This is a genomic window from Tersicoccus mangrovi, assembly GCF_036881825.1.
Taxonomy (GTDB): Bacteria; Actinomycetota; Actinomycetes; order Actinomycetales; family Micrococcaceae; genus Tersicoccus; species Tersicoccus mangrovi.
This window is the reverse complement of the sequence record NZ_JBAJMW010000004.1, coordinates 22770-49248: the sequence shown is the minus strand read 5'-3', so window position 1 is coordinate 49248 and position 26479 is coordinate 22770. Positions and strand designations below refer to the sequence as shown.

At 69.5% G+C, this 26479-nt stretch carries 23 protein-coding genes; 13 read left to right on the top strand and 10 right to left on the bottom strand.

Annotated elements, in window-relative coordinates; translation table 11 throughout:
- Positions 1–66: 66 nt before the first annotated feature.
- Entirely contained in the window at positions 67–1218 is a 1152-nt protein-coding gene (locus V6N00_RS08700; RefSeq protein ID WP_334231699.1) for a metallophosphoesterase family protein, read from the top strand.
- A gap of 137 nt (positions 1219–1355) precedes the next feature.
- On the opposite strand, the gene V6N00_RS08695 is transcribed toward V6N00_RS08700, so the two are convergent.
- The 3 genes from V6N00_RS08695 to V6N00_RS08685 all read right to left on the bottom strand — a co-directional run bounded on the left by V6N00_RS08695 (position 1356) and on the right by V6N00_RS08685 (position 4452).
- The gene (locus V6N00_RS08695; protein ID WP_334231698.1) at positions 1356–2339 is read right to left on the bottom strand and encodes a hypothetical protein; all 984 of its coding nucleotides are present in this window, start codon (positions 2337–2339) and stop codon (positions 1356–1358) included.
- A 30-nt stretch (positions 2340–2369) separates the two neighbouring features.
- On the bottom strand, positions 2370–3560 hold the full coding sequence (locus tag V6N00_RS08690) for a hypothetical protein (protein ID WP_334231697.1): 1191 nt from the start codon (positions 3558–3560) through the stop codon (positions 2370–2372).
- A gap of 430 nt (positions 3561–3990) precedes the next feature.
- Positions 3991–4452, bottom strand: coding sequence for a MarR family winged helix-turn-helix transcriptional regulator (locus V6N00_RS08685; RefSeq protein ID WP_334231696.1), 462 nt, complete (start codon positions 4450–4452; stop codon positions 3991–3993).
- 48 nt (positions 4453–4500) lie between these two features.
- Between V6N00_RS08685 and V6N00_RS08680 the strand changes: the two genes are divergently transcribed.
- The 8 genes from V6N00_RS08680 (at position 4501) to V6N00_RS08645 (ending at position 14517) form a co-directional block, all read left to right on the top strand.
- Positions 4501–5586: a substrate-binding domain-containing protein gene (locus V6N00_RS08680; RefSeq protein ID WP_334231695.1), complete on the top strand. Its 1086-nt coding sequence runs from the start codon at positions 4501–4503 to the stop codon at positions 5584–5586.
- 135 nt (positions 5587–5721) lie between these two features.
- Positions 5722–7155: an APC family permease gene (locus V6N00_RS08675; RefSeq protein ID WP_334231694.1), complete on the top strand. Its 1434-nt coding sequence runs from the start codon at positions 5722–5724 to the stop codon at positions 7153–7155.
- Position 7156: 1 nt separating this feature from the next.
- Complete coding sequence (locus tag V6N00_RS08670; RefSeq protein ID WP_334231693.1) at positions 7157–8164, top strand: acetamidase/formamidase family protein; 1008 nt, start codon at positions 7157–7159, stop codon at positions 8162–8164.
- Positions 8165–8638: 474 nt separating this feature from the next.
- Positions 8639–10060 (top strand): tannase/feruloyl esterase family alpha/beta hydrolase, encoded by a 1422-nt coding sequence (locus tag V6N00_RS08665; protein WP_334231692.1) that lies wholly within the window; start codon positions 8639–8641, stop codon positions 10058–10060.
- 91 nt (positions 10061–10151) lie between these two features.
- The gene (locus tag V6N00_RS08660; protein ID WP_334231691.1) at positions 10152–10880 is read left to right on the top strand and encodes an SDR family oxidoreductase; all 729 of its coding nucleotides are present in this window, start codon (positions 10152–10154) and stop codon (positions 10878–10880) included.
- A gap of 82 nt (positions 10881–10962) precedes the next feature.
- On the top strand, positions 10963–11811 hold the full coding sequence (locus V6N00_RS08655; protein WP_334231690.1) for a tryptophan 2,3-dioxygenase: 849 nt from the start codon (positions 10963–10965) through the stop codon (positions 11809–11811).
- Positions 11812–11918: 107 nt separating this feature from the next.
- The gene (gene araA, locus V6N00_RS08650) at positions 11919–13442 is read left to right on the top strand and encodes an L-arabinose isomerase (protein ID WP_334231689.1); all 1524 of its coding nucleotides are present in this window, start codon (positions 11919–11921) and stop codon (positions 13440–13442) included.
- Positions 13443–13524: 82 nt separating this feature from the next.
- A complete protein-coding gene (locus V6N00_RS08645; RefSeq protein WP_334231688.1) occupies positions 13525–14517 on the top strand; it encodes a LacI family DNA-binding transcriptional regulator in 993 nt (330 codons plus the stop codon).
- 40 nt (positions 14518–14557) lie between these two features.
- Here V6N00_RS08645 and V6N00_RS08640 read toward each other — a convergent pair whose 3' ends face one another.
- Positions 14558–16177, bottom strand: a complete 1620-nt coding sequence (locus V6N00_RS08640; protein ID WP_334231687.1) for a xylulokinase — start codon at positions 16175–16177, stop codon at positions 14558–14560.
- Positions 16178–16367: 190 nt separating this feature from the next.
- On the opposite strand from V6N00_RS08640, the gene V6N00_RS08635 reads away from it, so the two are divergent.
- The 3 genes from V6N00_RS08635 (at position 16368) to V6N00_RS08625 (ending at position 19199) form a co-directional block, all read left to right on the top strand.
- Positions 16368–17045, top strand: coding sequence for an L-ribulose-5-phosphate 4-epimerase (locus tag V6N00_RS08635; RefSeq protein ID WP_334231686.1), 678 nt, complete (start codon positions 16368–16370; stop codon positions 17043–17045).
- Between the two features lie 87 nt (positions 17046–17132).
- Positions 17133–18530, top strand: a complete 1398-nt coding sequence (locus V6N00_RS08630; RefSeq protein ID WP_334231685.1) for a sugar porter family MFS transporter — start codon at positions 17133–17135, stop codon at positions 18528–18530.
- A gap of 36 nt (positions 18531–18566) precedes the next feature.
- Entirely contained in the window at positions 18567–19199 is a 633-nt protein-coding gene (locus V6N00_RS08625) for a cation efflux transmembrane domain-containing protein (RefSeq protein WP_334231684.1), read from the top strand.
- Here V6N00_RS08625 and V6N00_RS08620 read toward each other — a convergent pair.
- From V6N00_RS08620 to V6N00_RS08595, 6 genes are all read right to left on the bottom strand, one after another.
- Positions 19115–19351 carry an MOSC domain-containing protein gene (locus tag V6N00_RS08620; protein ID WP_334231683.1) on the bottom strand — a complete coding sequence of 79 codons (237 nt, stop codon included), beginning with the start codon at positions 19349–19351 and terminating at the stop codon, positions 19115–19117. The genes V6N00_RS08625 and V6N00_RS08620 overlap by 85 nt on opposite strands.
- Before the next feature lie 194 nt (positions 19352–19545).
- Complete coding sequence (locus V6N00_RS08615) at positions 19546–19827, bottom strand: MOSC N-terminal beta barrel domain-containing protein (protein ID WP_334231682.1); 282 nt, start codon at positions 19825–19827, stop codon at positions 19546–19548.
- A 119-nt stretch (positions 19828–19946) separates the two neighbouring features.
- Positions 19947–21650: a phospholipase C gene (locus V6N00_RS08610; protein ID WP_334231681.1), complete on the bottom strand. Its 1704-nt coding sequence runs from the start codon at positions 21648–21650 to the stop codon at positions 19947–19949.
- A 171-nt stretch (positions 21651–21821) separates the two neighbouring features.
- Positions 21822–23489, bottom strand: coding sequence for a phospholipase C (locus V6N00_RS08605; RefSeq protein WP_334231680.1), 1668 nt, complete (start codon positions 23487–23489; stop codon positions 21822–21824).
- Between the two features lie 206 nt (positions 23490–23695).
- Entirely contained in the window at positions 23696–24610 is a 915-nt protein-coding gene (locus V6N00_RS08600) for a class I SAM-dependent methyltransferase (protein WP_334231679.1), read from the bottom strand.
- Positions 24611–24668: 58 nt separating this feature from the next.
- Complete coding sequence (locus tag V6N00_RS08595) at positions 24669–25253, bottom strand: helix-turn-helix domain-containing protein (protein ID WP_334231678.1); 585 nt, start codon at positions 25251–25253, stop codon at positions 24669–24671.
- A gap of 85 nt (positions 25254–25338) precedes the next feature.
- Here V6N00_RS08595 and V6N00_RS08590 point away from each other — a divergent pair, with 85 nt between their 5' ends.
- Positions 25339–26361 (top strand): NAD(P)/FAD-dependent oxidoreductase, encoded by a 1023-nt coding sequence (locus V6N00_RS08590; RefSeq protein WP_334231677.1) that lies wholly within the window; start codon positions 25339–25341, stop codon positions 26359–26361.
- Positions 26362–26479: the final 118 nt, after the last annotated feature.

Sequence of the window (26479 nt, the reverse complement as noted above, 5' to 3'; positions counted from 1 at the left end):
CTCGCGCTGAACGGGACGACCATGGGCGAGGTCCGCCCAACCCCGAGTGAGAGACCGGTCCTTCCCATGAACACACCCCGCATCCTCGGTCTCGCCGCCGCAGCCGCCCTCAGCCTGACGACCATCGCCTCCGCCGGCGTGGCCAGCACCGCCCAGCCGCAGTCCCACGGGACGGGGGAGCATGCGACGTCGTCGGTGCTGGCCGCCGTCGGCGACGTCGCCTGCGAACCGGACACTGCGGAGAACGCCGCCAACCCGGCGTCGCTCAAGTGCGGCTCGTCCGGGCTCGGTGGGCTGCCGGCGGAGTACGCGGTGGCGGACCAGATCGAGGGGATGAAACCGCAGCTCGCGGCCATCCTGGGCGATGAGCAATACGAGGTCGGGAAGCTCTCCGACTTCCAGAACTCGTACGACAAGACCTTCGGCGCATTCAAGTGGCTGCAGCGACCGGCGCCGGGCAACCACGAGTACTACTCGTACACCAAGCACGGGGACAACGAGCCCGCCCAGAACGGCACCGGCTACTTCAGCTACTTCAACGGCACGGACGCCACGGGCGCCATCCGGCCGACCGGCCAGGCGGGGGACTACAACCACGGCTGGTACTCGTACGACCTGGGCAACTGGCACATCGTCTCCCTGAACGTCGAGTGCAAGTCCGCGGCGTTCGGCAACAACTGCGATCCGCACAGCGGTGTCCTCGGCCAGGAGACCGCCTGGCTCGCCGCAGACCTGAAGAAGAACCGGTCCGCGTGCACCCTGGCCTACTGGCACCAGCCGGCGTTCACGGCCAGCGGGTCCACCGGTACGGACCCGGCCTTCGGTTCGGACGAGGGCAAGGCCTCGGACGCCTGGTGGAGCCTGCTGTACCAGAACCGGGCCGACGTCGTGCTCAACGGTCACGAGCACCTGTACGCGCGGTTCTCACCGATGAACCCCAGCGGCGCGGTGGACAGCAAGCGCGGCATCACGCAGTTCATCGTCGGCACCGGCGGCGAGGACCTGGATTCGCTGTCGACCGGCGCAGCGCTCACGCAGGAACATGTGGTCACCGGTCAGGATCAGGCGTACGGGGCGATGAAGCTGACGCTCGGCGCCCACGGGTACCAATGGGACTACAAGCCGACGTACGCGACGGCGGGTGCCGCGTCGGGTGCGCTGGCGTACCAGGACTCCGGCAGCGCGACCTGCCATGCGGGCGAGAACGGCAACCACTGACGGGGGTTCGGAGCGGGGTCCGAGGGCGGTCCCGGGCGTCCTTTCGCGGCTGGCGGTAGATCGCCGATAATCGACATTATGTCAATTAATCGATGCAAGCTGACCACTTGGTCAAGCGTCCGCTGAAGTCGACGAGGTCACCCTCTACTTGGTCGCCCAATCTTGATGCTGGAAGTTACAGAATCTCTCACTTGCGTCGAGTAGTCCTGTCCAGCTTTCATCGTGGTGCGGATCCGGAATAGCTCGTCGCGTACTTCGCGTCGGATGCGGACCTCGTCGTAGCCGGACATTGCGGCTCGCTTCTCACGAGCGGCCTGGATTAAAGCGGGCGGAACCGATTCAAGGCGTGTCACATCGACAACTAAAGGGAGCCGGGCCGTCTCGGCGGTGGTACGTCGGAGTGGGCCGAGGCGGAGCATTTGCGAGAGGTAATCTGGGCTCAATGCTGGGGTGTGTGGCGCATCGCGACCCAGTTGCTGCTTGAGCCAACCCCCGAGCTTGAACGCAGTCTTATCGAGTGTGAGCCACCATGCCTCGTAGCCAAGTGCCGAACTCGACTTCCGACGCAGTTGTATTATTCCTACTGCACTCTCAACGTCGTGGGCCGCTAGTCGATCCGAGCGGCCCTCCCACTGCCTGCGGTTGCGTCCGGCGCGGCCCTTGGCATTATTCGCGGGATGCTTGCGCCTAAACAACTCGCTTACCGCACTGCGGAGTCTAATGTCAGCCTCATCCGCCACACTCTTCAAGTCGCTCCGCTTGATAGAAAACCTTGCTTCCAAATAGTCTTCAATGTCGCGTTCCGGATTTAGGTCTCCCCGGAAATTCGTCAGCCAGTCGGCGAACAATCTCTCATCGCGACCGGCCAGCATGTAGGCGCTAAATACAAAGGGCACCTCGCCGTCCCACTCTGATCCAGCGTGAAGATAGGCCAAGCATCTCTCGAAATGAAACCTCAACTCTTCGATGACTCCGTCGGTGACGTACAAGGCAACTCCAGACTCAACCGTCGCGCGGAGGAGTTCAGTCTGGAGACGATGTTCGGGCGCCTCGATTAACGTTTCCGCCACAACAGGCAACAACGCAGAAGTGTCAAGCCATATTTTGGCGTTGGAGAACACTCTCGAAAGTGCTTTCTGAACGTCGGGCGTTTACTGCAAAAAAGCCATCAAGGTGTACGCGTCGATGACTCGTAACAGATGGTTTCGCGTCCTGTCCGATGGCGCGGCTAATACCTCCATGATTGCTGAGGCTGCTTGATCGGGGTGCAAGTTGAGCCTTGGGCCTAGGCGGGCGATTGAGTCTGAGATCGACTGACGAGAAAGTAGATGAACTTCACCACCTTCGACAGCGGCGACGAACTGTTCGCCGTTCTCAAGCACCACGGGTTCAAGACTCGCACGCAATTTCCTACCCTCAGCGCTGAGTGCGGCAAAGTCGGAATCGAGCTTCGAATTGTATCCGTAGGCTCCTGCCGCGAGATCAGCCTCGAGCGTCTCTTGGTCAAGGAGATATCCCACGGCAGCTAATCGCCACCTTTCGGTGGCCTCAAAACTCAAATGGTAAGTGTCACTGGAGCGGTGGTGCTTCACCGGTCCGTTCTTGAGGCTCAGTCGCTGCAGTGAACTACGAACAAGTGCGTGCACTTGCTGGGCAGTCCCGTGGGGAACTAGGAGTAACACCTTACTGATGACTTCGTTCTCTGTGAGCGGCGCTTCTTGACTCGTGCCGAGGAGTGAGCTCTGGACTACGGCATCGAATGACGTTTTAGTTAGGTTCTTGTCGCCGAATCGGTCTGCCGAGTTAAGCGCCAACTGGACGAGCGCGACCCGGCCTTCCTGTATAGCGAGCGGTGCTCCAGTTACGGAAGCGATCCCCCGCGTCGAGACAATCGGGTCGACGATATGTCGACAGAAGTCCGCGGACGCGGCCTCTCTTGTCGGCGATTCCAACTCCCGGTCGCAGAACCATTCTCGGTCGCGTATATCGAGCAGCAGGCTTTGCTGCTTCCAAAGCTCTGATTTCAACTCGTCGCCCTTTGCTCCGATTCGCTGGCTGGAGCAGTAGATGAGCAGACTGTAACCCAGATTGTTTGAGTCAATTGTGGCTACAGTCTTCTTGATCTTGGACTTCCAATCTGTGGCGACGGAGTACTGGAACCCTGTACGCTCCTCCCCCGGTACAGAGAAAACCTCACCGTCGCGCCCAAGATCGCCCGAAGGCCCTGCGGTCGTCCGGATTGACGGGAATTCACTAACCAAGAATTCTGAGCATAGCCGTTCGAAGAGTTGCCATTCGCCGGTCGTGACTTGCTCGAGAGCAAATCTGAGTCTGTTCTGCACCGTGTCTGAATGTTAGAGGGTGTTCGCGCCACTTGCTCGACCTAGGGAGCGCGTCGTCCGGTTACGCCCGTCGTACACGAAGGACGGCCAGCATCGCGACTGCAGCCAGCCATCACAGTATGGGTCGTCTTAGCCTCGGGAGGCAGTCAATCTTGCCGGTCGCGAGGACTTCGTTCACCGCCTCGCGGTAGCGAAGGAACCGAACGCTGCGCGAGTACTCCCGGAAGGTCAGGTACACCGGCGGTGACGCGAAAAAGGCATCCAGATTCGTGTGCTCCGCCACGGACCGGTCGTCGCGAATTGACCGACACGAGCACGACGTACGGCGGCGGGTACCCGCCCGTCGTCGTACGCCTTCAGTTTGTCGGCTGCTTTAGCGGCAGCTCGGCCCGCGATGCTTGTGCACGCAGTCGGCGGGCCGGACGGCCGATCAGGCCAGCCGGATGTGGCGGGCAGCGGAAGCGCCATGCACCGCGTCCGCCAGCGCCTGCACGGTGCCTTCCCCCAGCGTCGTTCCCGTCGACGCCTCCCACGCGCGGACGATGGCGTCCATCCGGGCCAGCCGGGCCGCGCCGTGGTCGGACAGGCGGACGGTGATGCGCCGCCGGTCCTCTGGGCTGGCGAGTCGGTAGACCGACGCGGTGTCCTCGAGGGCGTCGACGATCCGGCTCAGCGAGGCGTTCGCGATGCCGGTGACGCCGGCAAGGTCCCCCATGCTCGGCGACTCCCGCTCCGCGACGAGCCGGAGGATCCGCCACTGCTCCACCGTGGCGCCCTCCTCGCGCAGGGCGCCGCCGAGGCCGTCCAACATGCGGGCACCGAGGTCACTCAGGGTGAGCACGAGCTCGGCCAGGGATACGCTGTGGTCGCTGTCCTCCGGCGCAACGGACACGGCATCCTCCTTGATGGCCCCGGCCCTTGATGCATCAGGATCCTACTTGTGACGTCCCCAGTCAGCCTAGCGTTCCCGAGCAGCCTGCTGCTGCGTGGGCCGATGCCCGGCACCCTCGGCATCGGGCTGCTCGCCCCGCTCTCCGGGGTGATGGGCATTGCCGGGCCGGCCATCCTCAACTGCGCCCAACTGGCCGCCGAACAGATCGCCGCGCGCACCGACCTGGTGCCCGAACTCGTTCTCATCGATGCCGGCCGGCGCCCCGCCGAGGTCGCCACGGAGGTCCGCCAACTCCTCGACGCCGGGCTGATCATCGGCCTGGTCGGCGCTCACACCTCCGACGTCCGCGTCGCCGTCTCCCGGGCCGTGACCGCGGACGTGCCCTACGTCTTCACTCCCCCGCACGACACCGCTTCACCCCGGAGCAACACCGTCTTCACCGGATCCGCCCCACGCCTGCAGCTGCGTCGCCCCCTCGCGTGGATCTCCCGCACCCACGCCCTGCGCCGCTGGGCCCTGATCGGCAACGACTACGTGTGGCCGCGCGAGGTGCACCGGGAGGCCGCCGGCCAGCTCCGCGCCATCGGCCAGGAGGTGGTGCTCGACCGGCTGGTGCCGCTCGGCGCAGTCGACACTGAGCGGCTCCTCGACGAGGCGCGGAGCCGGCGCGCCGACGCCGTCCTCCTCTCCCTCGTCGGCCGCGACGGCATCACCTTCCTCCGGGACGCCGCGGCGTCGGGCGCCGACCGCCGGTTCGTGCGGCTGAGCACCGCCCTGGACGAGAACTGTCTCCTGGCCATCGGCGGCGACACGACCGGCACGCTGTACTCCGCTATGCCCTCGTTCGTGCTCCAGCAGGACGACCGGCACCAGGACTTCCTCGAGCGGTACGTGCACCGGTTCGGGACCGCGGCCCCGGTCCCAGCGTCGTACGCCGAGGGTTGTCACGACGGCGTGCTTCTGCTCGCCGACCTGTGGCTGAGCGGCCTGCTGGAGACGATGCCGGCGATCCGTGCGGCCCACGCGCTGCGTGCGGACCGGTCCGGCGACGACGGCGCTCCCCCGTCGGGAGCCGTGCGACTCGCCCGAGCCGAGGAGACGGCGCTGGTGGTCATCGATCAGGCCGGCATGTAGGCTCCCTTTATTTTCATCTGGAAATAATCGGAGTGCTGCCGGTGTGATGCCCGCAGCCGAGTACGGATGGCAGGAACCGCGATGACCCCAGAACCGCGTCCACCCCACCAGGCTTCCTTTCTGAACGAGACCGCCGTGAACGAGGCCGCCCTGACAGAGCCCGTCGCGGGCGGCTCCGGCCACCGCATCGAGGAGTTCGGCTACCAGCAGGAACTCAAGCGCACGCTGACCTTCACCGACCTGCTGGTCTACGGCCTCATCTTCATGGTCCCGATCGCGCCGTTCGCGATCTTCGGCAGTGTGTTCCAGGCCTCCGGCGGCATGGTCGCGATGGCCTACATCGTCGGCATGCTCGCGATGATGTGCACGGCCAACTCCTACGCCCAGATGGTGCAGGCGTTCCCGATGTCGGGCTCGGTCTACACGTACGTCGGCCGCGGCATCACCCGGGTGCTCGGCTTCGTGGCCGGCTGGATGATCCTGCTCGACTACGTCCTCATCCCCGCCCTGCTGTACCTGGCCGCCGCGATCGCCATGAACGGCATGCTCCCCGACATCCCGCTCTGGGCCTGGCTGATCGCCTTCGTCGTGCTCAACACGGTGATCAACTACCTCGGCATCGAGTTCACTGCCCGGGTGAACAAGGTGATGCTCGTCCTCGAGCTGCTCGTGCTGGCGATCTTCCTGGTCATCGGCATCACGGCCGTAGCCAACGGTCACGGCACCTTCAGCTTCGACGCCTTCTTCAATGCCGGCACGTTCACGCCGTCCGTGATCTTCGGCGCGGTCTCGATCGCCGTCCTCTCCTTCCTCGGATTCGACGGCATCTCGACCCTGGCCGAGGAGAACTCCGGGTCGACCCGCTCGCTCGGCCGGTCGATGATCGCCGCGCTGCTGCTGGTCGGCGTCCTCTTCGTGGTCCAGACCTGGGTCGGCTCGATGCTCGTCCAGGACCCCGCCGGGCTGATCACGAACGGCGACCCGAGCGGGACGGCGTTCTACGACGCCGCGAAGAACGCCGGCGGGCCCTTCCTGTTCATCCTCACCGCCGCGGCCACCGCCGTCGCGTGGGGCTTCGCCAACGCCCTGGTCGCGCAGGCCGCCACCTCCCGGCTGCTCTTCGCCATGGCGCGGGACCGGCAACTGCCCGCATTCCTCAGCCGCGTGCACCCCAAACGCGGCGTGCCGGTCAACGCCACCTTCGTCGTCGCCGGTATCTCCCTGGTCCTCGGGCTCTACCTCGTCAACCAGCCCAACGGCCTCACGGAGATCTCGACGCTGGTCAACTTCGGCGCCCTCACGGCGTTCTCGCTGCTGAACATCGCCGTCGTGTGGTGGTTCGTCATCCGGCAGAAGTCGCGCCGCTGGTTCGTGCACCTCGTGCTGCCGCTGATCGGCCTCGCCATCCTCGTCGCCGTCATCATCAACGCGAACATCGCGGCGCAGGTCCTCGGCGTCGTCTGGCTCGTGATCGGTGTGGTGCTCGCCTTCGTGCTGCTGCGCACCGGCCGTATGACCGACCCGACGGCCGCGACGGCCTCCCCCATCGATGAGAAGGAAGCGCGCTGACATGGCGATCCACTCCCTCACCCCGACGCCCGACCAGTACTCGTACGTCTTCGGCGGCGTCGATCCGCTGCTGAGCGTCAAGCCCGGCGACCTCATCGAGGTCAGCACGGAGGACTGCTACGGCGGCCGGGTGCACTCCCCCGACGAGCGTCCCAGCGAGGTCGTGCCCTTCTCCGAGCTGAACCCGGTGTCCGGACCCATCGAGGTCGAGGGTGCCGAGGTCGGCGACGTCCTGGCCGTGCACTTCGTCTCGATCGTCCCCGCCCGGGCGCACGCCATCTCGAGCACGTTCCCGCACTTCGGGGCGCTGACCCCGACGCACGAGACGGCGATGATCTCCGGCGCCCTCGAGGAGCGCGTCTGGTTCTACGACATCGACCTCGAGTCCTGGACCGCCACCTTCCGTGCCCGCCGGAGCGACTACGAGGTGTCCCTGCCGCTGGACCCGATGCACGGCACGGTCGGCGTCGCCCCCGCCAGCGGTGAGTCCCGCCTCGTCGTGACCCCGTCCACCCACGGCGGCAACATGGACACCCCCGAGGCGCGGGCCGGCACGACGTTGTACCTGCCGGTCAACGTGCCCGGTGCGATGCTCTCCCTCGGGGACGGCCACGCTCGCCAGGGCGAGGGCGAGGTGTGCGGCACCGGGCTCGAATCGGCGATGAACAGCGTGATCGCGGTGGACGTCGTCAAGGGCGGCGCGCTGGCGTGGCCACGCCTGGAGAACGACGACTACATCATGAGCACCGGGTCGATCCGGCCGCTCGAGGACGCCTACCGCATCAGCCAGGCCGACCTCGTCTCCTGGGCCTCGGACCTGACCGGTATGGACACGCTCGACGCCTACCAGCTGGTCAGCCAGCTCGGCCTCGCGCCGGCGGCGAACGTGTGCGACCCCAACTACACGATGGTCGCCAAGCTGCCCAAGTGGTCGCTGAAGTCCGCGGAGGCCTACGGCGGCGTGCACCGCCGGCTGCGCAGCGCCGCGGAGGAGTACGCGCGCCGTTAGACGGCACGGCATCGAGGGAGATCCTGCACTGGCAGGACGAGAGCCGCGACGGCCCGGGACCTGACGGGGTCCCGGGCCGTCGTGCGTCCGGAGCACGCCTCACCGACCGAACGGGACCATGGTGGGCATTGTCCGCAGTAATGGTGACAAAAGTGTGGACACTCCCTTCATCGGTGTTCATAGTGGCCTTGCGGACCCCTCCCGGCCCGCGCACTACTCATCGAGGAGTCACTCATGTTGAGGAAGTCACGGGTTCGGGCGCTTGCCAGTGCTGCTGCCCTCGTCGGGTTGATCGTCACGGGGCTCTCCGCCCCGGCGGACGCATCGTCCGTCGACCACGGGGGCGGCGGTGGCGGGTACCGCCATCGCCCGGCGATCACCGCACGGAGTTGCGCGTCGCTCGGCACCACATCCGTCCCCCCACGGTCCATCGGGCTCCCGACGACGGGGGCGACGGTCACGAAGGCCACCTGGGTGGCCGATTCGGGCGGTCAGTGCCGCGTGCTCGGCGACATCCACCCGGTCGATCCGGCCGCACCGCCCATCACGTACGAGGTCAACCTGCCGGCGAACTGGAACGGCCGGGCCCTGCAGATGGGAGGCGGCGGCTACGACGGCACGCTCGTCACCGGGCTCGGCAGCTACGCCCTCCAGCCCGACGGCCAGCCGACCCCGCTCCAGCAGGGCTTCGTGACCCTCGGGTCCGACGGCGGCCACGAGGGCGCCGGGTTCGACTCCTCCTTCGGGCTCAACGACGAGGCCCTCGCGAACTACGGCACGCAGTCCATCAAGAAGACCCACGACGTCGCCATGGCCCTCATGAAGACGGCGTTCAAGCGGTCGCCCCAGCGTTTCTACTTCGTCGGCTTCTCGCAGGGCGGCCACGAGGCCATCAACGCGGCCGGCCTCTACCCGAAGGACTACGACGGCGTCGTCGCCGGCACCCCCTCCTACAACGTGACGATGATGCACGCCGGCATCGGCGGGGTCTACGCCAAGGCGCTCTACGCGAACGGCGGAGCCGGCTGGCTCGATCCCGCCAAGACGAAACTGCTCGTCAACGCGGTCTACTCCACGTGCGACGGCCTGGACGGCGTCAAGGACGGGGTCATCGCGAACACCAGGGGCTGCCTCGACACCTTCGACGTCACGTCCCTGCGCTGCCCCGGCGGTGCCGACACGGGCGACACCTGCCTCTCCGACGCCCAGATCGGCGCAACCAACGACATCGCGAGCACCCACAACCTCGGCTTCCCCATCGCAGGCAACAGCCTGGTGCCCGCGGCGCCGATCTACTACGGCGCCACCTACGGCGTCTTCACCCTCGGCACCGTCAAGCAGCCGTCCGTGCCCGCCAGTGGCAAGGAGGCCTTCCAGTACGCGGTGTACAACGCGCTCGTCACCAACATCGTGACCCGCAACCCCGCCTACGACCCCATGACGTTCAACGCCCTCGACTGGTCCGCCCGCCTGCAGGAGGTGGCCAAGCAGCTCGACAGCACCAACGTCGATCTCTCCGCCTTCGCGAAGAAGGGCGGCAAGATGCTGCTGACCACGGGCCTGGCCGACGACGGCATCTCCCCGGAGAACACGACGGCGTTCTACCAGCGCCAGGTGTCCACGTTCGGGCAGCGGACGCTGAACGGGTTCATGAAGTACTACACGATGCCGGGCTTCTCGCACGGGTTCGGCGCCTTCAACGCCCGGTACGACGCCCTCCCGACCCTGATGAACTGGGTGGAGAAGGGCAAGGCCCCGAATCACCTGACGATGGTCGACGCCAACGCGGCGACCGCCGGACGCACCCGCCCGCTGTGCGAGTACCCGCAGTGGGTCAAGTACACCGGCGGTGACGTGAACAAGGCGTCCAGCTTCACCTGCACGTCCACCAACTGACCGCCGGCCCCCGACACCACCGACCACGACGGCCCGGGACCTGAGAGGGTCCCGGGCCGTCGTGCGTCATCGTGACCCCTAGATTGGTGTCGTGAACACCAGTGGACAAGAGATCGACGGCCTCGTCGTCGCCATCACCGGCGCCAGCTCCGGTATGGGCGCGGTGACCGCCCGGCGTCTGGCGGCCCGGGGTGCCCGGGTGGTGATCGGAGCACGTCGCGAGGACGCTCTTGCGCGGATCGTCGCGGAGATCGAGGACGGCGGAGGTCACGCCGTCGCCTGCCCGGTCGACGTCACCCGCCCCGAGGACAGCGTCCGGTTGGTCGACCGCGCGGTCCAGGAGTTCGGCCGCCTCGACGTCCTCATCGCCAACGCCGGCGTGGCCACGGTCGCTCCCCTGCGCGACGGCGTCCTCGACGACTGGAACGCCATGATCGACGTGAACCTGCGGGGCGTGCTGCACGGCATCACCGCGGCGCTGCCCGTGTTCACCGTTCAGGGTTCCGGGGACTTCGTGACCGTCACCTCGACGGCCGCCGCGAAGTGGGTCCCCGGGCAGGGGGTGTACGCCGCCACGAAGGCCGGCGTGCGTGCGCTGTGCGAAGTGCTGCGCCAGGAGGTCGGGCCGCAGATCCGCGCGACCATGATCTGCCCGGGAGCGACCGACACCGAGTTCACGACCGATCCCGACCTGCGGGCACGGATGAGCGCGATCGCCATGGCGCCCGACGCCGTCGCCGACGCGATCGTGTACGCGCTCAGCCAACCGGCCTCCGTCGACGTCGGCGAGATCGTCGTGCGGTCCGCCGCCCAGCCGTAGCCCGCCGGTCACTCCCCTACGATCGACGGTGTCGCCGGACCGTCTCGTTCGGCGACACGAACCAGCGCCAGGAGGCACCGACGTGAACGACGGCACGCGCCCGCTCGAGAACTCCATCCGCACGGACTTCCACGATGCAATGTCCTACGGGCGGTATCTCGACCTGGATCGCATCCTCGGCGCCCAGCATCCCCAGAGCCGGCCCGAGCACCACGACGAGCTGCTGTTCATCATCCAGCACCAGACCAGCGAGCTGTGGCTCAAGCTGATCCTCCACGAGCTGCGCGAGTCCCGCCGGTTGCTCGACGTCGACGACCTCGGCAAGGCCCTCAAGGGCCTCGCTCGCGTCAAGACGGCGTTGCGCACCCTGATCGAGCAGTGGTCGGTGCTCAGCACCCTCACCCCGCGGGAGTACGCCGAGTTCCGCGGCTCGCTCGGGAGTTCGTCAGGCTTCCAGTCCTTCCAGTACCGGGCCGTCGAGTTCATCCTCGGCAACAAGAACGCCCGCCTGCTCGACGTCTTCACCTCCGAGCCGGACGCCCACGCGATGCTCGCCGAGCTGCTCGCAGAGCCGACGCTCTACGACGCGTTCCTGCGTGCCCTCGACCGCGCCGGCTACGCCATCCCGGCCGACATCCTCGAGCGCGACGTCGCCACCCCGTGGGTGTTCCGGCAGGACCTCGTACCGGACTTCACGCAAATCTACGAGTCGCCGGAGACGCCCTGGGTGCTCTACCAGGCGTGCGAGGACCTCGTCGACGTGGAAGACAGCGTCCAGATGTGGCGCTTCCGTCACCTGCGCACCGTCCAGCGCACGATCGGCTTCAAGACCGGCACCGGCGGCTCCTCCGGCGTCAGCTTCCTGCAGCGCGCGCTCGATCTGACCTTCTTCCCCGAGCTCTACGCGGTGCGCACCGAGATCGGCCGCTGAGCCGCGACACTCCGGCGTCCCCGGCCCTTGGTTCCGCTGCTGTGTTACCGGTAACATCGCGACCGAACCCCGTGAGACGTGCGCCACAGACGAAGGAGTGGTCGACGATGACCAGCACCAGCATCGTTCCCGATCTGTCCCAGTACCAGGTCTGGTTCCTGGTGGGCAGCCAGAGCCTCTACGGCGACGACGTGCTGCGTCAGGTCGCCGACCAGTCGCAGCAGGTCGCCGACCTGCTCGCCGACGCCGGCGACATCCCCGTCGAGGTGGTGCTACGTCCCGTGCTGACCACCCCGGACGACATCGTCACCACCATCCGCGAGGCGAACGCCGACCCGGCCGTCGCCGGCGTCATCACCTGGATGCACACCTTCTCCCCCGCCAAGATGTGGATCCGCGGGCTCGAGGCGCTGCAGAAGCCGCTCCTGCACCTGCACACCCAGGCGAACCGGGAACTGCCCTGGGGCAGCATCGACTTCGACTTCATGAACCTCAACCAGTCCGCGCACGGCGACCGGGAGTTCGGCTACATCCTCACCCGGCTCGGCGTGCGCCGGAAGTCCGTCATCGGGCATGCGAGCGACCCGCGGGTGCAGCACGAGATCGGCGTGTGGACCCGCGCCGCCGCCGGCTGGGCCTCCCTGCAGGGCGCCCGCGTCGCCCGGTTCGGCGACAACATGCGCCAGGTGGCCGTCACCGAGGGTGACAAGACCGAGGCCGAGAAGGTGTTCGGCGTCTCGGTCAACACGTGGGGCGTCAACGACCTGGTCGCGGCGGTCGACGCCGTCGACGACGCGCGGGTGACGGAGCTGGCCGCCGAGTACGACGCGACCTACGACGTGGCCGAGGAGCTGCGCCCCGGTGGCGCCCGCCGCGACTCCCTGCTGGACGCGGCCCGGCAGGAGCTGGGGCTGCGGGACATCCTCACCGAGCTCGGCGCGGTCGCCTTCACCGACACGTTCGAGGACCTCGGCGCGCTGCGCCAGCTGCCGGGCATCGCCGTGCAGCGGCTCATGGCCGACGGCTACGGTTTCGGCGCCGAGGGCGACTGGAAGACCGCCGTCCTCGTGCGCCTGGCCAGCGTGCTCGGCGCCGGGCTGCCCGGTGGGGCCACCCTGATGGAGGACTACACCTACGAACTGACGCCCGGGCAGGAACTCATCCTCGGGGCGCACATGCTCGAGGTCTCCCCCGCCATCGCCTCCGAGCGGGCCCGGCTGGAGATCCACCCGCTCGGCATCGGCGGCAAGGAGGACCCCTGCCGCCTCGTCTTCACGGCCGACGCCGGCCCCGCCGTCGTCGTCGCGATGGCGGACGTGCAGAACCGGTTCCGCCTGGTCGCCAACGAGGTCGACGTCGTCGAACCCCGCGAGCCCCTGCCGAATCTTCCGGTCGGGCGCGCCTTATGGCGGCCGAAGCCGGACCTCGTCACGAGCGCGCAGTCCTGGCTGGCCGCGGGCGCGGCGCACCACACCGTCATGAGCACGGCCGTCGGCACCGAGGTCTTCGTAGACTTTGCTCGGATCACCGGCGTCGAGCTGGCGCTCATCGACGAGCACACCACGGTGCGCGACTTCGAACGGGACCTGCTGCTGCGGACCGTCATGCGCGGAGGCCCGACGGCCGGGTGATCCCCGTGCGACGCAGGGTCCACGGACGACCGACCGGAGGGCGGGAATGGTGACGCGCGGGGAGGCCCCGAGCCTGCGGGAGGTGGCGACGCGCGCCGGTGTCTCCCACCAGACCGTGTCCCGGGTGATCAACGGCGGCGCCAAGGTCTCCGAGGCGACGCTGCGCCGAGTGCGGGCCGCGATCGACGAACTCGGCTACCGTCCCAACTCGCTCGCGCGGGCGCTCGCCCACGGCCGGTCCCAGCGCATCGGCGTGCTCGTCGGCAACTCGGACCAGCACGGGCCCGTCAGCACGATGCAGGGGCTGGAACGCGCCGCCCGGCACCACGGCTACGCGCCGACGACCTACAGCTTCCGCACGCCCGACGAGCTGAGCGCCGGCGTCGACTTCATGCTCGGCCAGCGGGTCGACGGGCTCGCGGTCATCACCCCGCACGACGCCGCCCTGGCCGCGCTCGACGGTGCGGATCTGCCCGAGGCCACCCTGCTCGTCGGTGCCGGCCCTCGCGCGGCGTCCCGGCTGCATCGGCCGAGCATCCAGATCGACCAGTCCGGCGGCGCGCGCGTCGCCGTCGAGCACCTGATCGGTCTCGGCCATCGTCGCATCGCCCACCTGGCCGGGCCCGAGGACTGGTACGACGGCCACGAACGCCGTCGCCAGTGGGCGCAGACACTGACCGCGGCGGGCCTCGACGCCACCGCGGTGATCGAGGGCGACTGGCGTCCCGACTCGGGCCACGCCGCCGCCGGCAAGGTGCTCGACGCCGGCGTGAGCGCCGTCTTCGTCGCCAACGACCAGATGGCGCTCGGGCTCGTGCACGGGCTCGCCGAGCACGGCCGTTCCGTGCCCGGCGACATCAGCATCGTCGGCTTCGACGACCTGCCGGAGAGCGCCCACTTCCTGCCGCCGCTGACCACCGTGCACCAGGACTTTGCCGCGCTCGGCGAGGACGCCGTCCGGCTGCTGCTGGGCGAGGACGGTGGGCTCGACGAGGGCGCGCCGACGGACGCGGAGCGCCTCCGGCCGTGGCTGGTCGAGCGCGAGTCCACACGCCGGCTGACCGCCGCCGACTGACTCCCGCGGGCTGAGGGACGCCCCTCGCCCGACGTCCGACTCAGCTGTTCGCGACCGCGGCCTTCTCGATCGCCAGGCCGCGGACGAAGCGCTCGAGCCACGCGTCGAAGCCGGCGACGTCGTCCGGGTCGGGTTCGACGGTGTGCAGCTCGAGGTCCGCGAACACGGTGTCCGCGAGGTGGTCGGCGAGGGAGGCGCCCGTGTCGGAGGCGGCGAACGCGGCGAGCACCGCCATCCCCCAGGCACCGCCCTCGGCGGCCGTGTCCCCCACGCTGACCGGCACCTTCAACGCGCCGGCGAGCAGCCGCTGGGCCACCTGCTTGGTCTGGAAGAGGCCGCCCTGCGCGAGCAGGGTCGTGATCTCGACATGCTCGTCCGCGAGCGAGTCCATGCCCAGACGCAGGGCGCCGAACACGGCGTACAGCTCCGCGCGGATGAGGTTGGCCAGGCTCAGCTCGCTCTCCGGACCGCGCACGACCATCGGCCGGCCCTCGTCGAGTCCGAGATTGTGCTCGCCGGAGAGGAAGTTGTAGGCGAGCAGGCCGCCCGCGTCGGCGGCGCCGCGACCGGCGGCCTCGAACAGGAGCTCGTACACGCGCCCACTGTCCAGACCGGGCCCGGAGAGCCGGGCGAACTCGCCGAAGAGGCCGGCCCAGGAGGAGAGCTCGCTCGCCCCGTTGTTGCAGTGGACCATCGCCACCGGTTCGCCGGCCGGGGTGGTGACGACGTCGATGTCGTCGTGCACGCGGGTCAGCGGTTCGTGCAGGACGATCATCGCGAAGATCGACGTGCCGGCGCTGACGTGCCCGGTGCCGGGGGCGACGGCGTTGGTCGCGACCATGCCGGTGCCGGCGTCGCCCTCGGGGGGCGCCATCGGCGCACCGGCCTCGAGGGTGCCGCTCGAGTCGAGCAGGGCGGCGCCGTGCGCGGTGAGCACGCCGGCCCGGTGCCCTGCCGGCAGCACGGCCGGGAGCAGGTCGCGAAGCGACCACGGCGTCTGCCGCGACGCGATGTGCTGGTCGTAGCGGTCCAGCTGGGCCTCGTCGTAGATGCCCGTCGCCGCGTCGATCGGGAACATGCCGCTCGCGTCGCCGACGCCCAGCACGAACTCGCCGGAGAGCCGCCAGTGCACGTAGCCGGCCAGGGTCGTCAGCCGGGCGATCTGACCGACGTGCGGCTCGTCGTCGAGCAGGGCCTGGTGCAGATGGGCGATGCTCCACCGCACGGGCAGGTGGACGCCGAACAGGTCGCTCAGCTCGTCCGCGGCGCGGCCGGTCGAGGTGTTGCGCCACGTGCGGAACGGCACGAGCAGCTCGTCGTCCGCGCCGAAGGGCAGGTAGCCGTGCATCATCGCGGAGACACCGAGCGAGCCGACACCGCTCAGCTGCACGCCGTGCCGCCGCCGCACATCGGCCGCGAGCGAGGAGAAGCAGTCCTGCAGACCCGACCAGATGGCGTCCTCGGAGTACGTCCAGGTCCGGTCGACGTACTCGTTCTCCCAGTCGTGCACGCCGGTGGCCAGGGTCGCGTGGTCCGGCCCGATCAGCACCGCCTTGATGCGCGTTGACCCGAGCTCGATGCCCAGCGACGTCCGGCGCGCACGGATCGTCTCCGCCGCACCGGCGGACGCGGCGGAAGGCTGCTGCGAGGGGTTCGGCATGGTGTCTCCTGTTCCGAGGCGGCGGTCTCGCGCGGTTCGAACGCGGGCTCGAACGTAGGTCGGCGCGCTGGTCCATCGATGATGTTACCGGTAACATAGTGATCCGCACCACGTCGAAACGCCAGTCCGGAACCGCGCGAGCGCCTCACGACGGCATCGGGCGGACCGGGAACGAGGAGGTCCCACGGCCATGTCCGGCATCCCCCCACACCTGCACCGCACGGTCGACCAGCTCAAGGAAGAGGTCGCCGCCCTGCACGCCGAGCTGCCCCGCAACAACCTCGTGGTGTGGACGGCGGGCAACGTCTCGGCGCGCGTGCCCGGCTCGGACCTGCTCGTCATCAAGCCCTCCGGCGTCTCCTACGACGACATCACGCCCGCCTCCATGGTCGTGTGCGATCTCGACGGCACCCTCGTCGAGGGCGAGCGCAAGCCGTCGTCCGACACCGCCGCCCACGCGTACGTCTACCGGCACATGCCCGAGGTGGGCGGCGTCGTCCACACCCACTCGGACTACGCGACCGCGTGGGCGGCGTGCCGCGAACCGATCCCCTGCGCGTTGACGATGATCGCCGACGAGTTCGGCGGGGAGATCCCCGTCGGCCCGTTCGCCCTGATCGGCGACGACTCGATCGGCCGCGGCATCGTCGAGACGCTGCGCGAGTCCCGGTCCCGCGCCGTCCTCATGGCAAACCACGGCCCGTTCACCATCGGCACCGACGCGCGCGACGCCGTCAAGGCCGCCGTCATGGTCGAGGACATCGCCCGCACCATGCACCTGGCCCGGCAGCTCGGCACCCCGGTCCCGATCGACCGGGCCGACATCGACTCCCTGTTCGCCCGCTACCAGCACGTCTACGGCCAGTGAGCGCCGTCCCCACCCGAGCGACCCGGGCAACCCGAGGCGGTCTCGCCGGCTGAGGCGGGACTGCCTGCAGTGCAAAGGAGCACCACCATGGCAAAGCAGACCATCGACGGCACCGGCACCGGCCGGCGTGCCCGGATCTCCCCGAAGTTCATCTGGTTCTTCGGATCGTTCGGCGGGATCCTGTTCGGCTACGACATCGGGGTGATGACCGGCGCCCTGCCCTTCATCCAGGACGCGTGGAACCTGCGCAACGACGCGGCGACCCTGGGCTGGATCACCTCCTCGGTCATGTTCGGCGCCATCTTCGGCGGCGCCGCGGCCGGCCAGCTCTCCGACCGGCTGGGCCGGCGACGCATGATCCTCGCCTCCGCCGTCGTCTTCGTCGTCGGGTCCGTGCTCTCCGGGTTCTCCCCGCACGACGGCTCGTTCTTCCTCATCGCCGTGCGCTGCCTGCTCGGCCTGGCCGTCGGCGCCGCCTCGGCGCTCGTGCCCGCCTACATGTCCGAGATGGCCCCGGCCCGGCTGCGCGGCCGGCTCTCCGGAATCAACCAGACGATGATCGTCTCCGGCATGCTGCTCTCCTACATCGTGGACTTCCTGCTCAAGAACCTGCCCGGCGACACCGCGTGGCGGCTCATGCTCGGCCTCGCGGCCGTCCCGGCGGCCGTGCTGTTCCTCGGCGTGCTGCGGCTGCCCGAGTCCCCGCGCTTCCTCGTCCGGACCGGCCGGTCCGACGAGGCGCGGCAGGTGCTCGGCCTGATCCGGCCGGACGACGCCGTCGACACGGAGCTGGCCGAGGTCGAGAAGACGCTCGCGGCCGAGGAGAACGCCGCGTCCTCCAGCGGCTGGGCCTCGCTGTTCCGCGGCAAGTACCGCTACCTCGTGATCGCCGGCGTCGGCGTGGCCGCGTTCCAGCAGTTCCAGGGCGCGAACGCGATCTTCTACTACATCCCGCTGATCGTCGAGCAGGCCAGCGGCAAGGCGGCGACGTCGGCACTGATGTGGCCGATCATCCAGGGCGTGATCCTCGTGGTGGGTTCCCTGGTGTTCATCGCGATCGCCGAGCGGTTCAACCGGCGGACGCTGCTGACCGTGGGCGGCACCGTCATGGGCCTCTCGTTCATCGCCCCCGCGATCATCAACGCCCTGCTGCCGGGCGCGAGCCCGATGCTCATCGTCGTGTTCCTCAGTCTCTACGTCGCGCTCTACTCCTTCACCTGGGCGCCGCTGACCTGGGTGATCGTCGGGGAGATCTTCCCGCTGGCCGTGCGTGGCCGCGGCTCCGGGCTCGCCTCCTCCTTCAACTGGATCGGCTCGTTCCTCGTCGGCCTGCTGTTCCCGATCATGACGGCATCGATGCCGCAGGGCGTCGTGTTCGCGATCTTCGGCGTCATCTGCCTGCTCGGCGTCGTGTTCGTGCGGCGCTGCGTGCCCGAGACGCGCGGACACACCCTCGAGGAGATCGAGGCGCAGAACACCCGGTGACGCGCGGCCGGGCCCGCGTCCGGCACGATGGTGACCATGCAGCGCACGACCCCCGCCTCCTCCGACCTGCGCACGGGCTTCGTCCTCGAATGGATCACCCTCGCGTGGAACGTCGTCGGTGTGGTCCTGCTCGCGGTGCTCGCCCTGCGCTCGTCCTCGACCGCACTGACCGGGTTCGGCCTCGACTCGCTGATCGAGATCGGGGCCAGCACCGTGGTGCTGTGGGAGCTCTCCGGCGTCGGGGAAGCCCGGCGTGAGCGCGCCCTGCGGCTCATCGGCGGCGCCTTCGTGGCGCTGGCGGCCTACCTGCTGGTCCAGTCGGTCGTCGCGCTCGTGACGGCGCACCGGCCCGAGCCGAGCCCCGGTGGTATCGCCTGGACCGCGGTGACGGCGGTGTGCATGCTCGTCCTGGCGTGGCTGAAGGGCCGCACGGGTCGGGCGCTGGACAACCCGGTGCTGCGCACGGAGGCCCGGGTCACGCTCATCGACGCGTTCCTCGCGGTCGCCGTCCTGCTCGGGGTGAGCGCCGACGCGGTGCTCGGCTGGTGGTGGGCGGACCCGGCCGCCGGCCTGGTCATCGTGTACTACGCGGTGCGGGAGGCCGTCGAGATCGCCAGGTCCACCGCGTCGCCGACGCGCAGCACGCCCGGCTCGAGCACCTCGGCGTAGACGCCCGCGCACAGGTCCCGGGTCGCGCCGAGCGGCTTGAGCCACCGGTTCCGGGCGTCCGCGCCGTCCTGGGAGAGGTCGATGGTGCGGCACCGTTCGATCCGCGAGATCGGCCGCAGGGTCGTCGTGCCGACGCGGACGGTCCGGCCCACCCAGCTCTACTCGACGAACGGCTCGTCGGTGTCCACGACGAGGTTGACGCGCAGGCGGCGCGGGTCGCTGTCGATGCCCAGTTCGCTCCGGCACCAGCGCAGCGTGGCGGTGCCGATCAGGGAGACGGCGCCGTCGTCGGCGTGCGGGACGGTCGCCTCCGGCAGGACCCGGACGGGTTCGCCGAACGCCGCGCTCAGGTGGGCGTCCAGCGCCGGGTGACCGACGGCCAGGTCGACCCGTCCGCATGGGTCACCACCACGCCGTCCGGGGTGGAGGCGGCGCCGTAGGCGAATACCTCGTCGTGCCGCCGGAACCGCCGGGTGGTCTTGCCGGACGCGACGTGGCCGGCGGCGTCCTCGACGGCGTACCAGCGGTCCCCGATCAGGCCCCGCGCGCCGAGCTCGACCGTGTCGAGGTACTCCCCCGCCATCGACTTGACCGGGTAACGACGGATCTGCACGACGGTGACGGGCATACCCGCATCGTACGGCCGCCGCGGCGGCCGCGGCCGTCATCGGCCGCCGACGCAGAAGGGGCTGCAGCGGGATGATTCCCGCTGCAGCCCCTCGGGGTGGTGCTGCTGTCGAACCGGGGTCAGCGGTGGTGGTGACCGCCGTGCCCGTTGTTGCCGTGCAGGACGGCGGCGACGGAGCCGTTCTCCTCGTTGAGCAGCACCTGGTCGCGCCGCTCGTGGTGGAAGTTGAACATCGCGGACAGCGAACCGGCGGTCGCGTCGGCCGAGGCGTCACCGACCCGACCCGTGCTCCAGTTGTCCTCGATGAAGCGCAGGATCGAGGCCTGGTCCGTCTGGGTGTGGTCTACGAAGTTCTGCTTCGAGAACGGCGAGACGACGATCAGCGGCTGGCGCGGGCCGGGACCGCAGCGGTCCTGGTAGCCACCGGCGATCGGGGTGCCCTTGGCGGCGGCCTGCTGGCACCACGCGGCGTCGTCGGCGGTGTTCGACGCGTTCTTCACCTGCGCCGCGACGTGGTCGTACCAGCCGTCCGAGTCGTCGTACGCAACGACGACGGCGGTGTCCTTCCAGTTCGGCGACTTCTCGATCGTGTTGATGGTCTTGGTGATGAAGTGCTGCTCGTCGACCGGGTCGGAGTAGGCCGCGTGGCCGTCCTGGTACTCGCCGGCCTTGAGGAAGGACACGGCCGGCAGGTTGTTCGTGTTGACCACGGAGTCGAACGCCGTCAGGTCGTACTGGTGGTTCGCCTGGCCGTTGTGGCCGATCTCCGCGGTGCTGGCCGGGGCCAGGTGGTGCGGGTTGGCGGTCGACGCGTAGTACTGGAACGGCTGGTGGTGCGGGGAGTAGTCCACGACCGAGGCGCCGGCGGCGTTGGTGTGGCTGGCCAGGCACGCGGCCGGGGTGGTCCCGGACGCCTGGGTGGTCGGCGCGAAGCCGCCCTGGAACCAGCCCCAGGAGACGCCCTTGGCGTTGAGCAGGTCACCGATGTTCTTGCCGGTCATGCCCGCGAGGTTGTTGGTCGACTTGTGGCTGCTGTTGGAGCAATCGTCGTAGACGGGGTCCGGGTCGTTGATCACGGTGCCGGTGCCGGTGGCGTCGGGCTGCCGGACGGTGTAGTCGCTTGCCGTCGGCGTCACGGGCTGGCCGGCGGCGGTGAACTCCTTGACGCCGTGGGTCTGGCCGGAGACCAGGTTCAGCGCGCCCGGGGTGGACGGACCGAAGGTGGTGCTGAAGTGGTTGTCGCTCATCGCGTAGTGCTGAGCGTAGTTCCACAGACCGGTGACGGTGTTGCCGTCGTAGTAGTCCATCGTCAGACCGGGGCGCCCGAACTGGTTCGTGCCGCACGCGTCGCGGCTCGTGTACTGGACGAACTGGTCCATGAGGCCGCCGTTGTAGGCCTTCTGCTCCGCCGTGTAGCCGTGGTCCTGGTCGCAGGTGACGGCCTGGAACGGCGAGAGGCGGGCCGGCTGGACGGTGTTCGGGTTGTTCGGGGCGAGCAGCCCGGCGCTGGCCAGCGTGTTGATGTTCTTCGGCGTGTCGGCCGAGGGCGTGAACTTCGCCGCCGGGACGTTGGAGCCCTGGAGGGTCTCACCGGGGGTGTTGGCCGCGTTCGGGTAGGTGCCGAAGTAGTGATCGAAGGAGACGTTCTCCCCGAAGATGACGACCACGTGCTTGATCGGCGTGGCGGTGGTCGAGTTGCTGGCGGCGGCGCTGGGCACGCCGACGCCGAGCACACCGCCGGCGGCGGTGGCACCGGCGACGACGGCGGCCGAGGCGACAGCGGCGAGCCGTCGCGGAATGGTGCGGTGAACGAGATGCTTCATGGTGACCCCATGGTTCATGTCCGGCCCGGCACGGGGGCGCCGGGGCTGAGGTGGCGATCCGGGTTCCCCCGGTCGGGGCGCGGGCGTCGGCCCGCGCGTCGCCACGGTAGGCCGCCGACATGACGCGAGGGTGAACGATAGGTTGCCTAAGCAGCCGGGACCGCGACGGCGTCAGCGGATGACCGCGGAGACCGTCCCGTTCTGCTCGTTCAGCAGCACCTGCTCCTGTCGCGGGTGCGCGAAGTCGAACATCCCCGCGATGGTGCCGGCACGCGCATCGGCCGAGGCGTTGCCCACGCGACCGGTGATCCAGTTGTCCTCGATGAACCGGAGGATGGAGGACTGGTCGGTCTGGGTGTGGTCGACGGCGTTCTGCTTCGCGAACCGCGAGACGACGATCAGGGGCAGCCGCGGCCCGGGACCGCAGCGGTCCTGGTAGCCGCCGGCGATCGGGGTGCCCCTGGTGGCGGCCTGCCGGCACCACGCGGCGTCGTCCGTGGTGTTCGAGGCGTTCTTCACCGCGGCGGCCACGTGGTCGTACCAGCCGTCGGAATCGTCGTAGGCGACGACGACGGCGGTGTCCTTCCAGTTCTTCGACCGCTGCACCGTGTTGATGGTCTTCGTGATGAAGTGCTGCTCGTCGACCGGGTCGGAGTAGGCGGCGTGGCCGTCCTGGTAGGCGGCCGCCTTGAGGAACGAGACCGCCGGCAGCTGGCCGGTGTCGACCACGCGGGTGAAGACGCTCAGGTCGTACTGGTGGTTCGCGCGGCCGTTGTGCCCGATCTCGGCAGCGGTGGCCGGAGCGAGGTGGTGCGGGTTGGCGGTCGACGCGTAGTACTGGAACGGCTCGTGGTGCGGCGAGTAGTCCACGACCGAGGCGCCCGCGGCGTTCGTGTGGCTCGCCAGGCAGGCCGCCGGCGTCGTTCCCCGGGCCGCCGTCGTCGGCGCGAAGCCACCCTGGAACCAGCCCCAGGAGACGCCGCGCGCGTTGAGCAGGTCGCCGATGTTCCTCCCCGTCATGGCGGCGAGGTTGTTGGTCGACTTGTGGCTGGAGTTCGAGCAGTCGTCGTAGACAGGGTCCGGGTCGTTGATCATCGTGCCCGTCCCCGTGGCGTCCGGCTGCCGGACGGTGTAGTCACTGGCCGTGGGGACGACCCGCTTGCCCGTCGCGGTGAACTCCCGCACCCCGTGGGTCTGTCCGGACACGAGGTTGAGCGCTCCGGGCGTGGAGGGACCGAAGGTCGTGCCGAAGTGGTTGTCGCTCATCGCGTAGTGCTGGGCGTAGTTCCACAGACCGGTCACCGTGTTGCCGTCGTAGTAGTCCATCGTCAGACCGGGGCGCCCGAACTGGTTCGTGCCGCACGCGTCGCGGCTCGTGTTCTGCACGAACCGGTTCATCAGGCCGCCGTTGTAGGCCTTCTGCTCGGCGGTGTACTCGTGGTCCTGGTCGCAGGTCACGGCCTGCGACGGCGCGAGGCGTGCGGGTTGGACGCTGTTCGGATTGTTCGGGGCGAGCAGTCGGGCGTGCGCCAGAGTCGCGATGGTGGTTGGCGTGGTGCGGGCGGCGGTGAACCGCGGCGCGGCGATCGAGGTGCCCTGCAGCTTCTCCCCTGCGATGTTCGCCGCCTTCGGGTAGGTGGCGAAGTAGTGGTCGAAGGAGACGTTCTCCCCGAAGATGACGACGAGGTGCTTGATCGGCGTGGTGGTGGGTGACGCCGCACCGCCGGCCACGGCGGGGCTCACCCCCAGTCCGAGCAGGCCGGTGGCGACGGTGGAGGACGCGACGACGGCGGCCGCCGATGCGGCAGCGATCCGGCGCGGGAGCGAGCGGTGCTTCATGATGACCCCGGGATTCTCGAGTCGGGTCCGGCCCGCTGACGGAGGGACCCCTCACCGGGTCGGGTCATCCCGGTCCGGGCGCGAGGCGACGACCTGCACGCGGCTACCCTATGCCCCTGCCGTGACGGATGTCTCACGTGACGCTTCCGCGTCGTCGTCTTGGTGTGTCCGACACGGCGTTGGTGCCGCGTGCCGTCGCCGACGGCTCACGCGTCCGCCGCCACCGCCGCCCACACCTGACGCTCGGTCCGCACCTCGACGTCGTCGCGGTGCAGGATGCTCTGCGGGCCGTCGGCGTCGATCAGTCGGTCCAGCGCGGCCAGGTCCTCGGGGTCCAGGCGCTCCCCGACGGTCTCGCGGATGCGGCCCAGCGTGGTCCGAGCGTAGGGCCCGACCGACGGGCTCGCGCCGGCCGCGATGACCATCGAGACGTCACGCTCGCCCTTCACCGTGAAGCCGGCGGACGTCAGCGTGCCGCTCCAGTCCGCCCCGAGGTGGGGGACGTGCTCGGTGGTGGCGGTGTGGATGACGGCGTGGCAGCGCTCCTCGAGGCCGGGTCGCTCGGTGGGCTGGTCCTCCGGCAGGAACCGCGGGAAGTCGGTCAGCTCGACGAGGGCGAGGAGGCCGCCCGGCGCGAGCAGGTCGCGGATCGTGCGCAGTGCCCCGTCCGGGTCGGCGAGGTGGTGGACCGACGCGGACGCCCAGACGAGATCCGGGGTGCCGAGATCCGGCCAGTCCGCGTCCAGATCGGCCTCGACCGTGTGCACGCGGTCCGCCACGCCGCGGGCCTCGGCATTGGCCCGCAGTCGGCGGAGGTTCTCGGCCGAGACGTCGACGGCCGTGACGTGGGCGTCCGGGAACCGGGTGAGCAGCGCGAAGGTGCCCGAGCCGGTACCGGCGCCGAGGTCGACGATCCGTTGGGGGGCGCGCTCGATCGGCAGATCGGCGACGAGCGCGGCGAGGTGATCGGCGAGGACGTCGGCGTCCAGGTCGAGCAGGTCGCCCCACTGCTCCTCGGTGAACTGCTCCTCGGTGGCCTGCTCGGCGTGCTGGTGGTGGGTGTGGGTGTGCTGGTGGTGGGTCACCCGTTCACGGTAGGCGTCGCCGGCGCTCGCGGGCATGCCGATCCCGGGATCGGCAAGCGAGGCGCGCCTCTGGTGGCCGGTCGCGCAAGACCGTCTACCCCGCCGAGACCGTCGGCTCGGTCGTGCGCTGGTGGCTGCGGCGGGCGTCCCGATCGAAGATGCCGAGGGTGTCGCAGGGGCCGCCGGCGCTGCCGATGGAGTGCGGCAACATCGTGGGGAACTCGGCGGCCTGGTTGGTCTCGATCCGGAAGCGGCGGTGGCCGAGCATCAGCACCGCCGTCCCCGCCAGAACCACGACCCACTCGCGCCCCGGATGCGCCCGCATACGGGCCGGGTCGTCCGGCGGGGGTCCCGTGAGGCGCTGGCGGATCACCGTGACGCCGGGCTCGGCCCGCATGGGCCACCGCATCTGCCCGCGGGCGGCGTCGATGATCGGGCTGATGACGACGTCGTCGGACGCGTTCTCCACCAGTTGGTCCAGCGTCGTGTCCAGCGCCCGGGCCAGGGTGACCAGGCTGTCCAGCGCGAGGCGGCGCTGACCGTTCTCGATCCGGCTCAGGGTGGACTGGCTGAGGTTCGCCCGCCCGGCCAGCTCCTCCAGGGACCACCCCTGGGCCACGCGCAGCGCCCGGATGCGTTTGCGCACCAGGCCGTCCAGGTCGTCCTCGTCTTGCTTCATGGGCATGATCCTATGCGTTTAGCGGGATCACTGCGTAGCGTCGAGCGCGGACGAATCCCCTCGCCCCGGACCGGAAGGACCTGCCATGACCACCACCACAGCCTCCCTCGCACCCCAGGACCGTCTCGACGTCCCGAGCGACGCCCTGCCCGACGGCACGGTCGATGTCGTCGTGATCGGCTGCGGCGCGGCCGGTCTGAACGGCGCCCTGATGCTCGGCCGCTCTCGGCGGTCCGTCGTCGTGGTCGACGGCGGAGCGCCCCGCAACGCGCCGGCCGACGGCGTGCACGGACTGCTCGGCCGGGAGGGCATGCCCCCGGCGGAGCTGCTCGCCCTCGGCCGGGCGGAGGTGCGCGGCTACGGCGGCCGCATCGTGACCGGCCAGGTCGCAGCTGCCTCGCCCGTCGCTCCGGTCGACGGCGATCTGCGCTTCACCGTCACACTCGCCGACGGCCGCACCATCACCTCCCGGCGCCTCCTCGTCGCGACCGGCGTCCGTGACGTGCTGCCGGACGTCGTGGGCCTGGCCGCCCACTGGGGGCACGGCATCGTGCACTGCCCCTACTGCCACGGATGGGAGGTCCGCGACCAGCCCATCGGGGTGCTGGCCACCGGACCGGCGTCGGTGCACCAGGCGCTGCTGTTCCGTCAGTTGACCGAGGACCTCGTGGTCTTCGCCGCGGGCGTCACGCTGGACGAGCAGACCCGCGCCCGGTTCGCCGCGCGGGACATCCGCGTCGTCGACGAATCCGTGGTCGAGGTGCTCACGGGTGAGGACGGTGCCCTGACTGGTGTGCGCCTGGCCGACGGCCAGGTCGTGGCGCGGCGGGCCGTCGCCGTGGCCACCACGATGCAGCCGCGCCTCGACGGGCTCGACGGCCTCGGCCTGCCGGTCGAGGACCTGCCGATGGGGTACGGCCGGCGAGTCGTCTCCGGCATGGCCGGCGTGACCGGGGTGCCCGGCGTCTGGGTGGCGGGCAACGTCACGGATCCGACGGCGCAGGTCGGGGCGGCGGCCGCCGCGGGAGCCATGGCCGGCGCCAACCTGAACGCGGACCTGGTCACCGCGGACACCGATGCCGCAGTGGCGCGGACGGCTGCTGCCTGAGGGAGCTTCACGCGTCCGGCCGGACCCCCGCCTGGGTCACCCGCGCCGCCGCGGCCGGCGCGGCCGGCCCGAACGGGGGTCGGCGGTTCGGGTGGCAAAGCACCGTCGTGCGGACGGC

Bases quoted from the DNA above. Each gene is read 5' to 3' on its own strand.
- V6N00_RS08700 (WP_334231699.1), top strand. From the start codon at position 67: ATGAACACACCCCGCATCCTCGGTCTCGCCGCCGCAGCCGCCCTCAGC.
- V6N00_RS08670 (WP_334231693.1), top strand. From the start codon at position 7,157: ATGGCGATCCACTCCCTCACCCCGACGCCCGACCAGTACTCGTACGTC.
- araA (WP_334231689.1), top strand. From the start codon at position 11,919: ATGACCAGCACCAGCATCGTTCCCGATCTGTCCCAGTACCAGGTCTGG.
- V6N00_RS08640 (WP_334231687.1), bottom strand. From the start codon at position 16,177: ATGCCGAACCCCTCGCAGCAGCCTTCCGCCGCGTCCGCCGGTGCGGCG.
- V6N00_RS08635 (WP_334231686.1), top strand. From the start codon at position 16,368: ATGTCCGGCATCCCCCCACACCTGCACCGCACGGTCGACCAGCTCAAG.
- V6N00_RS08630 (WP_334231685.1), top strand. From the start codon at position 17,133: ATGGCAAAGCAGACCATCGACGGCACCGGCACCGGCCGGCGTGCCCGG.
- V6N00_RS08625 (WP_334231684.1), top strand. From the start codon at position 18,567: ATGCAGCGCACGACCCCCGCCTCCTCCGACCTGCGCACGGGCTTCGTC.
- V6N00_RS08615 (WP_334231682.1), bottom strand. From the start codon at position 19,827: ATGCCCGTCACCGTCGTGCAGATCCGTCGTTACCCGGTCAAGTCGATG.
- V6N00_RS08610 (WP_334231681.1), bottom strand. From the start codon at position 21,650: ATGAAGCATCTCGTTCACCGCACCATTCCGCGACGGCTCGCCGCTGTC.
- V6N00_RS08605 (WP_334231680.1), bottom strand. From the start codon at position 23,489: ATGAAGCACCGCTCGCTCCCGCGCCGGATCGCTGCCGCATCGGCGGCC.
- V6N00_RS08600 (WP_334231679.1), bottom strand. From the start codon at position 24,610: ATGCCCGCGAGCGCCGGCGACGCCTACCGTGAACGGGTGACCCACCAC.
- V6N00_RS08595 (WP_334231678.1), bottom strand. From the start codon at position 25,253: ATGAAGCAAGACGAGGACGACCTGGACGGCCTGGTGCGCAAACGCATC.
- V6N00_RS08590 (WP_334231677.1), top strand. From the start codon at position 25,339: ATGACCACCACCACAGCCTCCCTCGCACCCCAGGACCGTCTCGACGTC.